Annotated in this window: 16 protein-coding genes; 10 read left to right on the top strand and 6 right to left on the bottom strand. The window is 72.5% G+C overall.

Annotated features, from left to right (window positions below):
• Positions 1–47: 47 nt before the first annotated feature.
• From ACIBG7_RS08010 to ACIBG7_RS08000, 3 genes are all read right to left on the bottom strand, one after another.
• Entirely contained in the window at positions 48–1433 is a 1386-nt protein-coding gene (locus tag ACIBG7_RS08010) for a glycine--tRNA ligase (RefSeq protein WP_397335588.1), read from the bottom strand.
• A gap of 88 nt (positions 1434–1521) precedes the next feature.
• Positions 1522–1812: an antibiotic biosynthesis monooxygenase family protein gene (locus ACIBG7_RS08005; RefSeq protein WP_357927200.1), complete on the bottom strand. Its 291-nt coding sequence runs from the start codon at positions 1810–1812 to the stop codon at positions 1522–1524.
• Positions 1813–1824: 12 nt separating this feature from the next.
• Positions 1825–3072 carry a BtrH N-terminal domain-containing protein gene (locus tag ACIBG7_RS08000; protein WP_397335587.1) on the bottom strand — a complete coding sequence of 416 codons (1248 nt, stop codon included), beginning with the start codon at positions 3070–3072 and terminating at the stop codon, positions 1825–1827.
• Positions 3073–3360: 288 nt separating this feature from the next.
• Here ACIBG7_RS08000 and ACIBG7_RS07995 point away from each other — a divergent pair, with 288 nt between their 5' ends.
• From ACIBG7_RS07995 to ACIBG7_RS07965, 7 genes are all read left to right on the top strand, one after another.
• Complete coding sequence (locus tag ACIBG7_RS07995) at positions 3361–3735, top strand: DUF6703 family protein (RefSeq protein WP_357927205.1); 375 nt, start codon at positions 3361–3363, stop codon at positions 3733–3735.
• Between the two features lie 83 nt (positions 3736–3818).
• Positions 3819–4793, top strand: a complete 975-nt coding sequence (locus ACIBG7_RS07990) for a metal ABC transporter substrate-binding protein (protein ID WP_397335586.1) — start codon at positions 3819–3821, stop codon at positions 4791–4793.
• Positions 4784–5569: a metal ABC transporter ATP-binding protein gene (locus ACIBG7_RS07985; RefSeq protein WP_357927209.1), complete on the top strand. Its 786-nt coding sequence runs from the start codon at positions 4784–4786 to the stop codon at positions 5567–5569. The genes ACIBG7_RS07990 and ACIBG7_RS07985 overlap by 10 nt, the downstream gene beginning before the upstream one ends.
• Positions 5570–5609: 40 nt before the next feature.
• Positions 5610–6434, top strand: a complete 825-nt coding sequence (locus tag ACIBG7_RS07980; RefSeq protein WP_357927212.1) for a metal ABC transporter permease — start codon at positions 5610–5612, stop codon at positions 6432–6434.
• Positions 6431–6817 (top strand): transcriptional repressor, encoded by a 387-nt coding sequence (locus tag ACIBG7_RS07975; protein ID WP_357927214.1) that lies wholly within the window; start codon positions 6431–6433, stop codon positions 6815–6817. The genes ACIBG7_RS07980 and ACIBG7_RS07975 overlap by 4 nt, the downstream gene beginning before the upstream one ends.
• 136 nt (positions 6818–6953) lie before the next feature.
• Positions 6954–7502 (top strand): CGNR zinc finger domain-containing protein, encoded by a 549-nt coding sequence (locus tag ACIBG7_RS07970; RefSeq protein ID WP_357927216.1) that lies wholly within the window; start codon positions 6954–6956, stop codon positions 7500–7502.
• A 40-nt stretch (positions 7503–7542) separates the two neighbouring features.
• On the top strand, positions 7543–8478 hold the full coding sequence (locus ACIBG7_RS07965) for a hypothetical protein (protein WP_397335585.1): 936 nt from the start codon (positions 7543–7545) through the stop codon (positions 8476–8478).
• Between the two features lie 9 nt (positions 8479–8487).
• Here ACIBG7_RS07965 and ACIBG7_RS07960 read toward each other — a convergent pair whose 3' ends face one another.
• Genes ACIBG7_RS07960 through recO form a run of 3 tightly spaced genes read right to left on the bottom strand, consistent with a single transcriptional unit; the run spans position 8488 to position 10948 of the window.
• Positions 8488–9435 carry a S41 family peptidase gene (locus ACIBG7_RS07960; RefSeq protein WP_357927222.1) on the bottom strand — a complete coding sequence of 316 codons (948 nt, stop codon included), beginning with the start codon at positions 9433–9435 and terminating at the stop codon, positions 8488–8490.
• Positions 9432–10214, bottom strand: a complete 783-nt coding sequence (locus tag ACIBG7_RS07955; RefSeq protein WP_357927225.1) for an isoprenyl transferase — start codon at positions 10212–10214, stop codon at positions 9432–9434. The genes ACIBG7_RS07960 and ACIBG7_RS07955 overlap by 4 nt, the downstream gene beginning before the upstream one ends.
• The gene (gene recO, locus ACIBG7_RS07950; RefSeq protein ID WP_357927228.1) at positions 10211–10948 is read right to left on the bottom strand and encodes a DNA repair protein RecO; all 738 of its coding nucleotides are present in this window, start codon (positions 10946–10948) and stop codon (positions 10211–10213) included. Before recO ends, ACIBG7_RS07955 begins: the two co-directional genes overlap by 4 nt.
• 114 nt (positions 10949–11062) lie before the next feature.
• Here recO and ACIBG7_RS07945 point away from each other — a divergent pair, with 114 nt between their 5' ends.
• The 3 genes from ACIBG7_RS07945 to ACIBG7_RS07935 are packed head-to-tail and all read left to right on the top strand — an operon-like array spanning position 11063 to position 14132.
• Entirely contained in the window at positions 11063–12577 is a 1515-nt protein-coding gene (locus tag ACIBG7_RS07945) for a CDP-alcohol phosphatidyltransferase family protein (RefSeq protein WP_357927232.1), read from the top strand.
• On the top strand, positions 12574–13293 hold the full coding sequence (locus tag ACIBG7_RS07940) for a DUF5941 domain-containing protein (RefSeq protein ID WP_397335584.1): 720 nt from the start codon (positions 12574–12576) through the stop codon (positions 13291–13293). Before ACIBG7_RS07945 ends, ACIBG7_RS07940 begins: the two co-directional genes overlap by 4 nt.
• A 5-nt stretch (positions 13294–13298) precedes the next feature.
• The gene (locus ACIBG7_RS07935; protein WP_397335582.1) at positions 13299–14132 is read left to right on the top strand and encodes a PHP domain-containing protein; all 834 of its coding nucleotides are present in this window, start codon (positions 13299–13301) and stop codon (positions 14130–14132) included.
• The last annotated feature ends 12 nt before the right edge of the window (positions 14133–14144 follow it).

The following is a 14144-nucleotide window of genomic DNA, read 5'->3' as shown; positions in this document are numbered from 1 at the left end:
CGCCGACGGCCCCCGCCGGGACGACGGGGGCCGTACCAAAAGCGCGATCAGTCGTTGAGGTTCTGCCGGAGGTAGGCGTCGACCTGGTCGAGCGCGATGCGCTGCTGCGCCATCGAGTCACGCTCGCGGATGGTCACCGCGTGGTCCTCCAGGGTGTCGAAGTCGACGGTGATGCAGAACGGCGTGCCGATCTCGTCCTGGCGGCGGTAGCGGCGGCCGATCGCGCCGGCGTCGTCGAACTCGACGTTCCAGCGGCGGCGGAACTGCGCGGCCAGGTCGCGGGCCTTGGGCGACAGGTCGGCGTTGCGGCTGAGCGGCAGCACCGCGACCTTGACCGGCGCGAGCCGGTGGTCGAGGCGCAGCACCGTGCGCTTCTCCAGCACGCCCTTGGCGTTGGGCGCCTCGTCCTCGGTGTAGGCGTCGAGCAGGAAGGTCAGCGTCGCGCGGTCGACACCGGCCGCGGGCTCGATGACGTAGGGCACGTAGCGCTCGCCCGAGTCCTGCTCGAAGAAGGACAGGTCGGTGCCGGAGGCCTTGCCGTGCGCGGTCAGGTCGAAGTCGGTGCGGTTGGCGATGCCCTCGAGCTCACCCCACTCGCTGCCGGTGAAGTTGAAGCGGTACTCGATGTCGACGGTGCGCTTCGAGTAGTGCGACAGCTTGTCCTTCGGGTGCTCGTACAGGCGCAGGTTGTCCTTGTTGATGCCCAGGTCGGAGTACCAGCGGAAGCGCTCGTCGATCCAGTACTGGTGCCACTCCTCGTCGCTGCCGGGCTTGACGAAGAACTCCATCTCCATCTGCTCGAACTCGCGGGTGCGGAAGATGAAGTTGCCCGGCGTGATCTCGTTGCGGAACGACTTGCCGATCTGGCCGATGCCGAACGGGATCTTCTTGCGCGCCGACTGCTGCACGTTGAGGTAGTTGATGAAGATGCCCTGCGCGGTCTCGGGCCGCAGGTAGGCCAGGCCCGACTCGTCCTCGATCGGGCCGAGGTAGGTCTTGAGCAGGCCGCTGAACTGCCGGGGCGCGGTGAAGCCGCCCTTGTTGCCGCAGTTGGGGCAGGTGATGTCGGCCAGGCCCTGCTCCGGCGCGCGGCCGTGCTTCTCCTCGTAGGCCTCGACGAGGTGGTCGGCGCGGAAGCGCTTGTGGCACGACTGGCACTCGGTCAGCGGGTCGGTGAAGGTCTCGACGTGGCCGCTGGCCTGCCACACCTCACGCGCCAGGATGACGCAGGAGTCGAGGCCGACCACGTCGTCGCGGCCCTGCACCATCGAGCGCCACCACTCGCGCTTGACGTTGTTCTTCAGCTCGACTCCGAGAGGACCGTAGTCCCACGACGCCCGCAGGCCTCCGTAGATCTCGCTCGACGGGTAGACGAGCCCGCGGCGCTTGGCGAGGCTGACGATGGTGTCCAGGATGTCGGTCCGGCGTGCCATGGTGATGAGTCTCTTTCCGGCTGGAGGTCGGCGAGGTGGATCGGATGAACCTCAAGCTTAGGGGACGTCATGGCGGCCCCGTGCGGGACTAAACGTCTTGTCCGGTTACGTAGACGTCCTCGTAGGCGCTGGGCTCGTTGAGCATCAGGATCATCAGCGGATACATCGCCATCCTGGCGGCCGAGAGGGCGCGGCGGTAGAAGCCCGCGCCCTCCCACTCGCTCACCAGGGCCCAGAGGTTGGGCTCGTCCACCGAGCGCGCCAGCCGCCCGCGGAGGTGGCCCGGCTGGGCGGCCAGCGTGTCGAGGATGTTCTGGGCCTGCTTGACGAAGTCCTGGGACTGCGCTTCGGGAACGGTGTAGCGAATGACGGCGAGCACCCGTCCAGAATGTCAGACGATCTCCCCCAGGCGGGCGATCGCGCCGGACTCGGCCGCGTGGATCGCCGCCAGCCTGGCGCCCAGCTCGGCCAGGTCCACCCCGGCGGGCTCGCGGTCGGCCGCCGCGCGCAGCTCCCACAGCTCCGCGGCCTCGGCCTCGCCCGCCTCGCCTTCCGAGGCCACCGACTCGCGGACCGCCGCGGTCAGCTCGCGGATGCGGCCGAACCGCTCGGCGGGCAGGGCCGCCTCGGCCAGGTCGTGCCAGAGGCCGTGCACCCGCCGGAACTCGGCCGCCGCCTCGCCCAGCCGGGGTTCGCCGAGGAGCGGCGCGGCCAGATCCAGGCCGTCGGCGAACAGGTCGCGCAGGTTGCCGCCGTCCAGGCCGACCGGCTCCACGCCCTCCCACACCGACAGCAGCGCCCCGGCCAGGCCCCGGCCGTTCTCGAAGACCCGCGGCCAGCCCTTGGCCGCGCGGGCGTCGGTGAGGGTGCGGCTCCACTTGCGCCAGGCGGGCAGCGCGAAGGAGTCGGAGCCGCCGGAGAGCTGGGTCACGCAGGCGCGCAGTCCCTCGCGTACGGCAGGCGCCAGCCGGGCCCCGCCGTCCGGCGCCTGCCCCAGCACGAACAGGCAGTTGCGGTAGGACGGGACCCGGCCCCGGGCCGCGGCCAGGCGGTCCGCCGGCACCAGCACGGGCGCGGTGCCGCGGTCGTCGAGCTTGACCATGCCACCCTTGGCCACGTCTCCGGCCGTGCCGTACGCGATGACGGGGTGGCCGCCGTGCCCGTCCAGGAACTCCGGCAGCCTCCAGTAGCCCGCGCCGTAGCGGTCGGGCAGCACGACGCACGGCCGGCCCGCGGCCAGCTCGGCGGCGAGCCGGGCCGCCGCGCCCTTCGCGCCTGAGGTCTCGTGGTGGTCGAAGGGCACGCCGAGCCGCTCCAGCGTGCCGGTCATCCAGCGGTCGTGGTACTGCCACAGGTGGCTGAAGCCGAGGGTGAGGTGGACCGCCTCGTGCCGCTTGAACTCCCACAGGATGTAGCCGGCCCCGATGCCGCCGCCGGCCAGGAAGACCAGCGGTTCGGGCAGGCCGGTGAGCGCGGAGACGACCGCGCTGCGGGGGTCGCGGCCGCCGTGGAAGACCCAGTCGCCGTCGCGTGGTGGTTCGGCGGGGCCCACCAGGTGGCGGCGCGCGGCGGTGTAGCTCTCGCCGGTCTTGGCCATGCGGGCGCGGATGCGCGCCTTGAGCTGCTTCTTGCCGGTCATGCCCGATCCTGTCAGCGGCGTCGCCAAGGGCGCGGTCCACGCCCGCGGGCCCCGGCCGCCGCACGGTGGTCAGGCCTGACGGACTGAGCTGCTCCCGAGGCGCTTGCGTCCCCTTTGCCCCCGTGCTGCCGCGGCCGGCGTGGACGGCCACCGTGGAGGTTCGGCGCGGGAATCGCCGTGCGCCCATCATAGCCACGCGCAGTCGCTCGCCCCAGAGGTCGGCAAAGCGCGGGCGGCGGTTGGCCGGAGGGCTCTTCAGGAACGGGGTGCGGCGCTAGGCTCGGGCTCGTGGCCTCACACAACGACCGCCGCGGGCGACCGCAGGCCCGTCCCAAGCGGCCCCTGCCGCAGGGCGAGCAGTTCTTCACGCCCGGCGCGACCGGCCTGCGCAAGCGGGTGGAGGAGCGCAGCGGCCCTCCGATGACCTTCCTGTTCGTCTACGTGCCCCGCTGGGTGGTCCCGGTGGTGATGGTCGGGCTGCTGCTGGCGGGCTTCGCCGTGCAGAGCTGGCTGGGCGGGCTGGCCGTACTGCCGGTGATCGTCTTCGTCGGCTGGCTGGCCTACCTGTCGTGGCCGTCGCTCAAACCCGGCGGGAAGCTGCTGCGGGTGGCGATGCTGACCTTCCTGGCGCTCCTGGTGGCGTCCAGGTTCGGAGCCTTCTGAAGCGACCGGCCCCCAGGGCTCCGGGTTCGGGGCGTCTGCACCGATTTTGACAACCGTTTTCATTTTGCCGCATACTGGTCGGCATGATGTCAGGAAAAATCCGTTCACGTGCCTCCGCTTTGCTCGCGGGAACGGCCCTGCTCGCCGCGGCCGCCTGCGGCGCGGGCAACGCCCAGACGAGCAAGGGCCAGGACGGCACGCAGGAAGTGGTCGCCGCCTTCTATCCCCTGCAGTGGGTGACCGAGCGGGTCGGCGGCACTGACATCCGGGTCACCGGCCTGACCGCCCCCGGCGTGGAGCCGCACGACCTCGAGCTCTCCCCGCAGCAGGTCGCCCAGCTCGGCGGCGCGTCGCTGTCGGTCTACATCAAGGGCGTGCAGCCCGCCGTGGACGAGGCCGTCGAGCAGCACGCCGCCGACCGCAGCTTCGACGCCGCGACCGCCGTCAAGACGCTGGCCGCCCAGGAACACGCCGAAGAGCACGCGGGCGAGCACGCCGAGGAGCACGCCGGCGAGCACTCCGAGGAGCCCGGCCACGACCACGAGGTCTCCTACGACCCGCACCTGTGGCTCGACCCCAGCCGCCTGGCCACCGTCGCCACCGCGCTCGGCGAGCGCCTGGCCAAGGCCGATCCCGCGCACGCCGAGGGCTACCGGCAGCGGGCCGCCACCACCGCGGGCGAGCTCACCGCCCTCGACGGCGAGCTGGCCAAGGGCCTGGCCACCTGCTCCTCCAAGACGCTGGTCACCAGCCACGAGGCCTTCGGCTACCTGGCCGACCGCTACCACCTCAAGCAGGTCGGCATCGTGCTCGACCCGGAGAGCGAGCCCTCTCCCACGCGCATCGCGGAGGTGGCGAAGCTCGCCAAGCAGGAGAAGGTGACTACCATTTTCACCGAGGCCCTCGTCAGCCCGAAGGTCGCCGAGGTCCTCGCCGGCGAGGTGGGGGCCAAGACCGCGGTGCTCGACCCCCTGGAGAGCCAGCCGTCCGGCGGTGATTACCTGTCGGCCATGCGCACCAACCTCCAGACCCTGCGCACCGCTCTGGGATGCTCTTGAACCAGCCAGTCTTCGCGATGACCGGCGGCCAGGTGACACTTGACCGCCGGCCCGTGCTTCGCGGCGTCGACCTGACCGTCTGCCCGGGCGAGGTGGTGGCCGTCCTCGGCGCCAACGGCTCCGGCAAGTCCACCCTGGTCCGGGCGCTGCTCGGCCTCATGCCGCTGTCCGGCGGCAGCACGCTGCTGTACGGCACGCCGCCCGCGCGCTTCCGCGACTGGCAGCGCGTGGGCTACGTGCCGCAGCGGCTGCAGGTGGGCGGCGGCGTGCCCGCGACCGTGCGGGAGGTGGTCGCCTCCGGGCGCATCGCCCGCCAGCGCCGCTTCCGCTTCACCGACGCCGCCGACCGGGCCGCGGTCGAGCGCGCCCTGGAGGCGGTGGGCCTGAGCGACCGCGCCGGCGACCGCGCCCAGGAGTTGTCCGGCGGCCAGCAGCAGCGGGTGCTCATCGCCCGCGCGCTGGCCGGCGACCCCGACACCTACGTGATGGACGAGCCGACGGCCGGCGTCGACGCGGAGAGCCAGCGCCTGCTGGCCGACACGCTGGCCGCCCTGGTCGAGGGCGGCAAGACCATCGTGCTCGTCGCGCACGAGCTCGGCCCGCTGGAGCCGCTGATCACCCGGGGCGTCGTGGTGCGCGACGGCGTGATCGCGCACGACGGCCGCCCGCCCGCGCCGGAGGGCGACTGCGCCCGGCCCGGCCACGAGCACCTCCACCCGCACTCCGGCCGCCCCGAGGAGTCGGGCCCGCTGGAGAGCTGGCAGGTCAAGCCGTGAACCCGACCTCCGTCCAGCCCCGCGCCCTGGTGGTGAACCCGTGATCGAGCTGCTCCAGCTCCCCTTCTTCCAGCAGGCGCTGATCGCCGCGCTGCTGGTGGGCCTGTGCGCCCCGGCGGTGGGCACCTTCATCGTCCAGCGCCGCCTGGCCCTGCTCGGCGACGGCATCGGCCACGTGGCGCTGACCGGCGTGGCGCTCGGCTTCCTGACCGGCACCGCGCCCGTGCTGACCGCGATCATCGTCTCGGTCGCCGGCGCGGTCGCCATCGAGCTGGTGCGCGCCCGTGGCCGCACCACCGGCGACGTGGCCCTGGCCCTGCTGTTCTACGGCGGCATCGCCGGCGGCGTGCTGCTCATGGCGATCGCGCCCGGCGGCAGCAACGCCAAGCTCAACTCCTACCTGTTCGGCTCCATCGCCACCGTCGCCGCCGAGGACCTGTGGGTCATCGCCGGGCTGGCCGTCGCGGTGATCGGCGTGGTGGCGGTCTTCGGCCGGGAGCTGTTCGTGCTCTGCCAGGACGAGGAGGTGGCCAAGGCCAGCGGGCTGCCGGTGCGGCTGCTGTCCATGATCATCGCGATCACCGCCGCGCTGACCGTGGTCATCGCCATGCGCGTGGTCGGCCTGCTGCTGGTCAGCGCGCTGATGGTGATCCCGGTGGCGACCAGCCAGCAGTTCACCAACGGCTTCCGTGCCACGATGGGACTCGCGATGCTCTTCGGCGTGATCGCGGCCGTGGGCGGCCTGCTGAGCTCTACGCTCTCCCCGAAGGTGCCGCCGGGCGCGGCCATCGTCCTGCTGGCCCTGGCGGGCTTCGTGCTCGCGCTGGGAGTCGGTAGATTCGTACGCCGGAGGAGGGCCTCATGACCAGTCGGCGCGACGCCGTTCACGACACACTTCGCCGGAGCGACGGCTTCCGCAGCGCGCAGGACGTCTACGCGCAACTGCGGTCGGACGGCGCCAAGATCGGCCTGACCACCGTCTACCGGGCGCTGCAGGCGCTGGCCGACGGCGGCCTGATCGACGTGCTGCGCACCGACGACGGCGAGTCGGTCTACCGCGCCTGCGCGACCGACGCGCACCACCACCACCTGGTCTGCCGCCGCTGCGGCCGGACCGTCGAGGTGGCCGGGCCCGCGGTCGAGCGCTGGGCCGAGGCGGTCGGGGCCGAGCACGGCTTCTCCGAGGTCACGCACACCGTCGAGGTCTTCGGCACCTGCGCCGACTGCGCCACGGCCAAGGCCGGCTGAGCGCCGCCTCGCGCAGCGGCCCGGCTGAGGGCGGGCCGGGCGGGGCGCTACGGCGATGTGCACCCGGCGAGGGGCTCTGGGCGTCCGGATGGCGAGATAGTCTTCACGTCAAGACCGGGTGCAGTCAGGAGTCAATATGCCGTTTGGCCATGACATGGTGTATTCGCTCGCCACCGTCGTCGAGCTGATCAACACCTCCCCCGCCACGGGTGACGCGGAGGGGCTGGGCAGCCTCGACGAGCTGCGGGCCTTCGTCGACTCCCGGCAGGTGAGCGGGGTGGCCGAGCTGACCGGCGCCGACCTGGAGGAGCTCCGGCGGCTGCGCGAGGCGTTCCACGCCGTCTTCACCGCGCCCGACCAGGCGGCCGCCGTGCGGCTGCTCAACGGCATGCTGTCCAAGACCCGCATCACCCCGCGGCTGACCGAGCACGACGGGCACCCGCTGCACGTGCACTACTTCGCCCCCGACGCCACGCTGGCCGAGCACGTGGCCGCCGACTGCGGCGTGGCGCTGGCGCACCTGCTGGTCGAGGGCGAGTGGGAGCGGCTGCGCACCTGCGCGGCGCCCGACTGCGACCGGGTCTTCGTGGACGAGTCGCGCAACCGCTCGCGGGTCTACTGCGACAGCCGTACCTGCGGGAACCGGATGCACGTGGCGGCCTACCGGGCCCGCCGGCGCGCCTGAGGAACGATATTCCGCCCCGGTTCGTCCCACTCGCATGGAGATGACCTTCGAGGAGCTCGACGCCCGGCTGCGCGGCACCGGCGAGCTCGTCCGCCGGGCCCGGCACCTGCAGGGTCTCAGGGACGGCGCCCGCGCCCAGCTCGCCGAGGTACGGCAGGCCCTCGCCACGCTGGTCGGCCAGCTCGAGGACGAGGAGCGCGACGTGACCCGGCTGGAGGGCGGCTTCTTCGGCTTCGTCGCCGGCCTCACCGGCTCCCGGGAGGAGCGGCTGGCCCGTGAACGGGCCGAGGCCGAGGCGGTGCGCCAGCGGGTGGCCGGCAACCGCGCCCGCGTCGAGCAGCTCCAGGCCGACCTCGCGGCCCACGAGCGGGAGCTGGCGGAGCTGGCCCAGGCGGTCGAGGAGTACCCGCGCCTGCTGGCGGCGATGGAACGGGAACTGCTGGAGCGCGCCGACCCGCGCGCGACCGAGCTGGCCGAACTGGCCCGCCACCTCACCGACGTGGACGCGGCGATCTCCGAGCACGATCACGTGCGGATGTCCGGCGGCGAGGCGCTCGACGCGCTCGGCCAGGTGCTGGAGCGGCTGGGCGCGGCACAGCGGGCCTCGACGTGGGACGTGATGGGCGGCGGCTACATGGCCGACGCGCACGAGCGCCGGCGGCTCCAGGAGGCCGACCGGCTGGCCTGGCAGGCGCAGCGCAAGCTCGACGTCCTGGCCCGCGAGCTGGCCGACGTGGGCCTCGCCGTACAGCCGAGACTGGCCGAGGTGGACACGCGGTGGTTCGCCGACACCTTCTTCGACAACATCGTCACCGACGCGCTCAAGCACCACCGGATCATGGCGACGCGCGACGCGGTGACGGCCATGGAGCAGTGGGTGCGGGCGACCATGGACGCCGCCGCCGCCCGGCGCGCGGAGCTGGCCGCCAACCACCGCGACCTGAGCGCGCGCCGGGAGGCGCTGATCACCGGCTGAGGCCGCTGGTCACCCGTTGAGCGCCGTGCGGGCCTCCTCGGCCACGGTGCGGCGGCCGTCGGCCTCGCCCAGCGACAGGACGTGCTCCAAGGCCAGCCGGTAGGCGTGGTCGAAGGCCTGCTCCGCCGGCAGCGGCACGTCGGGCAGCACGCCGGTGCCCTCCCAGTTGGTGCCGGTGACCGGGTTGATCGCCCGGCCGCTGGGCACCGCCGAGCGCAGGTGCGCGGCGATGCGGTAGCGGGTGCCGGGGTGGGCGCCGCCGCGGGTGGTCTCCCCGATGATCGTCGCCCGGCCCCTGGACTGCAGGTTGTAGCTGAACTCCTCGGCGCCGGAGAAGGTGGTGGCGCTGGTCAGCACGTAGACCGGCTTGGCCTGGCCGTACCGGCCGCCCGGCACGTACGGCAGGGTCCAGAACTGCTCGGTGACGTCGCGGTCGCGCCAGTAGAGCGAGTTGAGGTGGGTGGGCTCGTCGAACAGGTAGCTGCACAGCAGCGCGACCAGGTCGGGCGAGCCGCCGCCGTTGCGCCGCAGGTCGACGATGAGCGCGTCGGTGGTGCCGAGCAGCGTCATCGCCGCGGCGGCCCGCTCCCCCGCCAGCTCGGCGGCGTAGAAGCTGGTCAGCTCCAGCACGCCGACGTTGCCCGCCAGCCGCTCCACCCGGGCGAAGCCGTAGGAGGTCAGCTCGGCCTGGCGGCGGTAGGAGACGAGGTCGAAGGCGTCGTGCTCGGGGACCTCCTCGACGCTGTGCAGCAGCCGCAGGTGCTTGTCGCCGTTGACCTTCTGCAGGTCCTCGGTGACCGCGGCGGCGAACTCCTCGTCACCCGCGAGATCGCGGTAGCGGCCCTCGGCGGCCCGGCCGCGCAGCACCGCGGTGATCTCCCTGGCCACGTCGGGGAAGACGTAGTACTGCTCCACCTGGGCGCACAGCAGGTCGATCTGCTCGTCGCGGCTCGTCATCGTGGTACCACCTCGTTGGGGACGGCTCCGCCGTACCGGCGGTCGCGCTTGGCGAATGTCTCGCAAGCCTCCCAGAGGTCACGCCGGTCGAAATCAGGCCACAGGCGGTTGAGAAACACCATTTCCGCATAGGCGGACTGCCACAGCAGGAAGTTGGAGAAGCGCTGCTCGCCGGAACTGCGGACGAACAGGTCCACTTCCGGGATGTCGGGCTCGTCGAGGTAGCGGGCGAAGAGCTTCTCGTCCACCTTGCCGGGCTTGACCCGGCCGGCGGCGATGTCGTGCGCGAGCTTGACCGCGGCGTCGACGATCTCGGCCCGGCCGCCGTAGTTGACGCAGAACTGCAGGGTCAGCTTGCGGTTGCGCGCGGTCATCTCCTGCGCGCTCTCCAGCTCGGAGATGACGCTCTTCCACAGCCGGCCCGGCTTGCCCGCCCAGCGCACCCGCACGCCCATGGCGTGGAGCTCGTCGCGGCGGCGGCGGATGACGTCGCGGTTGAAGCCCATCAGGAAGCGGACCTCGTCGGGCGAGCGCTTCCAGTTCTCCGTGGAGAAGGCGTAGGCGCTGAGGTACGGGATGCCGAGCTCCAGGGCTCCTTCGATGACGTCGAAGAGCGACGCCTCGCCCGCCTTGTGCCCCTCGGTGCGCGGCAGCCCGCGTTGCTTGGCCCAGCGGCCGTTGCCGTCCATGACGATCGCCACGTGCCGCGGCACCAGGTCGCGCGGGATGGGCGGCGGGGTCGCGCCGGAGGGGTGGGGGGACGGGGGACGCACGTTCACGCGATGGGCTCCCTTTCTACGTGTCGGAGAGAGCGTATGCCGTGTTCGAGGTGCCATTGCAGGTACGCGGCGACCAGGCCGCTGCACTCGCTGCGATGGCGCTTGTCGGAGGCGTCGGCGGCGGGCCAGTCGCCCTTCAGCAGCGCCGACATCAGCAGCAGCGTCTCCCCCGCCGGTACGGCGGCGCCGGCCGGCCGGCACTGCCCGCACACCGCGCCGCCGGCGACGATGGCGAAGGCGCGCACGCCGGGCGCCTGGCAGCGGGCGCACTGGACGAGTGCGGGCGCGTAGCCGGCGATGGCCAGGGAGCGCAGGAAGAAGGCGTCGAGCACCAGACGCGGCTCGTGACTGCCGTCGGCGAGGGTGCGCAGCCCGCCGACGAGAAGCAGGAACTGCTTGAGCGCCGGCTCCTTCTCGCCGATGGTGAGCCGGTCGGCGGTCTCCAGCATCGCGTGGCCGGCGGTGTAGCGCGGGTAGTCGTGGGCCAGCGCCTCGCCGTAGGGGCGCAGGGTCTCGGCCTGGGTGATGACGTCGAGCGTGCGGCCGGTGTGCAGCTGCAGGTCGACGTGGGTGAAGGGCTCCAGGCGCGCGCCGAAGCGCGAGGTCGTGCGCCGCACGCCCTTCGCCACGCCCCGGATCTTGCCGGTGCGTTTGGTGAGGATTGTGATGATGCGATCGGCTTCGCCGAGTTTGGTGGTGCGAAGCACAACGCCTTCGTCACGATACAGACTCACCTGGGGAGTCTATGCAATCCTCCGGCCCCAAACCTCGGCTGCACGGGCTTTACTCAAGGCTCACTAGACTTTGACGTCTGCCCGTCCTCCACCACCCCCCGTCGAGAGGGAGATATGACCAAGGTTGTGTTGCTGGGCTCCTCGCCCGGCCACGACACCGCTCCGACCGGCCTGCGCCTGGCCGCGCTGCCCGGCAGCCCCACCGTCGGCGACCGCCTGCGCAGCCAGCTCCTCTCCCTGGATCCGCAGCTCGCCACCGTGGCCCATGCCGATGTCGCGACGATGTTGCGCGCCCTCGCCGACGCCGCGGACGCCGCCACGGGCGACAGCCTGCTGATCCTGCCGGACAACTCCGTCGTGCACGACGAGCTGATCTACCAGATCACCAAGGCCAAGCGCGGCGCGCTGGCCCTCGTCGCCAAGGAGCCCCGGCCGGAGAGCAACGGCGAGGAGCCCGAAGAGGTTATCCCTGTCGACGAGTCCGAGCCCGAGATCGGAAGCCGCTCGCTGGAGGGCCTCATGGTCCGCGCCCGCGCCGGCAAGTCGCGGATCGTCTCGGTCGGCACCGCCCACCACGCGGTGACCCGTCCCAACACGGTGCTGCTCGGACCGCTCCACCTCAAGGCGCAGCACCTCCCGCTGCTGGCCGAGACCTGCCGCGAGCTGGCCGAGCTGGCCCACCTGTTCGGGCCGGAGGACGACCTGGTCCAGCTCGTCGCCTTCGGCCTGGTGCGCAAGGGCGTCTCGCTCGGCATCCGCGGCCGCCGCGACCTGTTCTTCCGCCGGGTCACCACCCAGCCGGAGGCCAACGAGGCCGGCGCCGAGATCGCCGGCATGGACGAGGACCGCGCCCGGCTCGACAACGCGGTCAAGGGCGCCGACGGCTTCTTCACCACCTACTTCGTCAGCACCTACTCGCGCTTCATCGCCCGCTGGGCGGCCCGGCGCGGGCTGACGCCCAACCAGGTCACCCTCATCTCCATCGCGCTCGGCGTGGCCGCCGCCGCCTGCTTCGCCACCGGCCAGCGGCTCGGCATGGTCGCCGGCGGCGTCCTGATCTACTTCGCCTTCGTCTTCGACTGCGTCGACGGCCAGGTCGCCCGCTACGCCCGCAAGTTCGGCGTGCTCGGCGCGTGGCTGGACGCGACCTTCGACCGGTTCAAGGAGTACGTGGTCTTCGCCGGCCTGGCGATCGGCTACGTCGCCATCGGGCACGGCGACGAGATCTGGGTGCTGGCCATGGCCGCGATCGGCCTGCAGTCGGTGCGCCACCTGCTCGACTTCTCCTACGGCGCGGCCAGCCGGCGCAAGCCGCCCCGGCAGTTGCCCACCCTGGAGCTGACCGCCCCCGACGACCGCCAGCTCCGCAAGCAGCTCGAGGAGCGCCGGGTCGAGCGCAGCGGCGGCATCCGCGGCCTGCTCAAGATGTGGACCAAGGCGGGGCGCAACCGCGCCGTGCACTGGACGCGCAAGATGCTGGTCTTCCCGATCGGCGAGCGGTTCGCGGCCATCGCGATCACCGCCGCCCTCTTCGACGCCCGGATCACCTTCCTCACGTTGCTGATCTGGGGCACCGTCGCCGCCTGCTACTCCCTCTCCGGTCGTCTCCTGAGGTCGCTCGCATCATGATCACTCAGCCGCAGGCCCTGTCCACCGGCGCCCCCGACCCCGACGAGGAGCGCCGCCGGATCCAGACCGCCCGCCTGCACGCCTACCGCGACGACGGTCCCCTCGTCCACGCCGTGGCGCCCCGCCTCGGCTTCTCCCTGCCCCCGGTGCCCACGCTCCTGGTCGCCGTCGTGGCGGTCGTCGCGCTGGCCGCCGCGGGGCTGCTCACCTCCGGCTTCTGGCTGCTGGTGCCGGCGCTGGTCATGCTCGTGCTGGTGCTGCCCACCGCCGCGCACAACCACCTGGGCCGCTTCGACTGGCTCACCCCGCCGCTGGTGCGAGGGCTGGAGTTCCTGGTCATCGTGCTGGTCGGCCTGGCCGCCGACGCGCCCAAGTGGCTGCTGTTCGTGCTGCTGTACGTCGTGGGCTACCACACCTACGACACCGTCTACCGGACGCGGCAGAGCATCTGGCCGCCCGCCTGGGTGTTCCAGGCCGGGCTCGGCTGGGAGCTGCGCCTGCTGATCCTCGGCATCGGCGCGGCGACCGGGCAGCTCACCTGGGTCCTGGCGGTGCTGACCGCCTACCTGCTGGTGCTCTTCTCGGTGGAGAGCGTCACCTCCTGGGTCCGGCTCGACAAGGCCTCCGCCCAGGCGGGCGCCGACGCCGAGCAGGATCTCGAGGCCTCCCCCGAGGACGCCCAGGAGGCCGCCACCGGCGAGGCCGACAAGGGCTGATCCGCATGCCGTACCCGGGACTGCCCGCTGACAGCCACGTGCACAGCCAGTGGTCCTGGGACGCGCTGGCCGGCTCGATGGAAGCCACCTGCGAGCGGGCGGTCCGGCTCGGACTGCCCGCTCTCGCGTTCACCGAGCACGCCGACTTCACGCCCTGGGTGCTCGGCCCCGGCGAGCGGCTGCCGGACGCCTGGCTGCCGCTGGTGCGCGAGGGCGTGCTCACCCCGCCCGAGCTCGATCTCGACGGCTACCGGGCCTGCCTGACCCGCTGCCGGGAGCGGTTCCCCCGGCTGACCATCCTGTCGGGGGTGGAGCTGAGCGAGCCGCACCACCACGCCGGGCGCAGCTCGCGGCTGCTGCGTTCCGGGCGCTTCGAGCGGGTGCTGGCCTCCGTGCACTCCCTGCCCGTCGGCGGCGGGTTCACCGAGGTCTCCGCTCTGTACGGCGAGCGCCCCGCCTCGGCCGTGGTGCGCGACTACCTCGCCGAGACGCTGCGGCTGATCGAGGGTTTCGACGACTTCGAGGTGCTCGCCCACCTCGACTACCCGGCGCGGAGCTGGCCCGGGCAGGCGTTCGCGGCGGCGGCGTTCGAGGAGGAGTTCCGCGAGGTGCTGCGCGCGCTGGCCCGGGCGGGCAAGGCCCTGGAGGTCAACACGCGGGTGCCGCTCGGCCCCGAGGTGCTGCGCTGGTGGCGCGAGGAGGGCGGGCGCGCGGTGACCTTCGCCAGCGACGCGCACGAGCCGGAGCGGCTGGCGCACGGCTTCGGGGTGGCGGCGGCCATGGCCGAGTCCGCCGGTTTCCGGCCGGGCGCGCACGCCTGGGACTTCTGGCTCGCCTGACCCGGCGCCGGG

The sequence above is a fragment of the Nonomuraea sp. NPDC050328 genome, assembly GCF_044459405.1.
GTDB lineage: Bacteria > Actinomycetota > Actinomycetes > Streptosporangiales > Streptosporangiaceae > Nonomuraea.
Note: the sequence above shows the minus strand (reverse complement) of the source record. Positions and strands in the feature narration are given on the sequence as shown.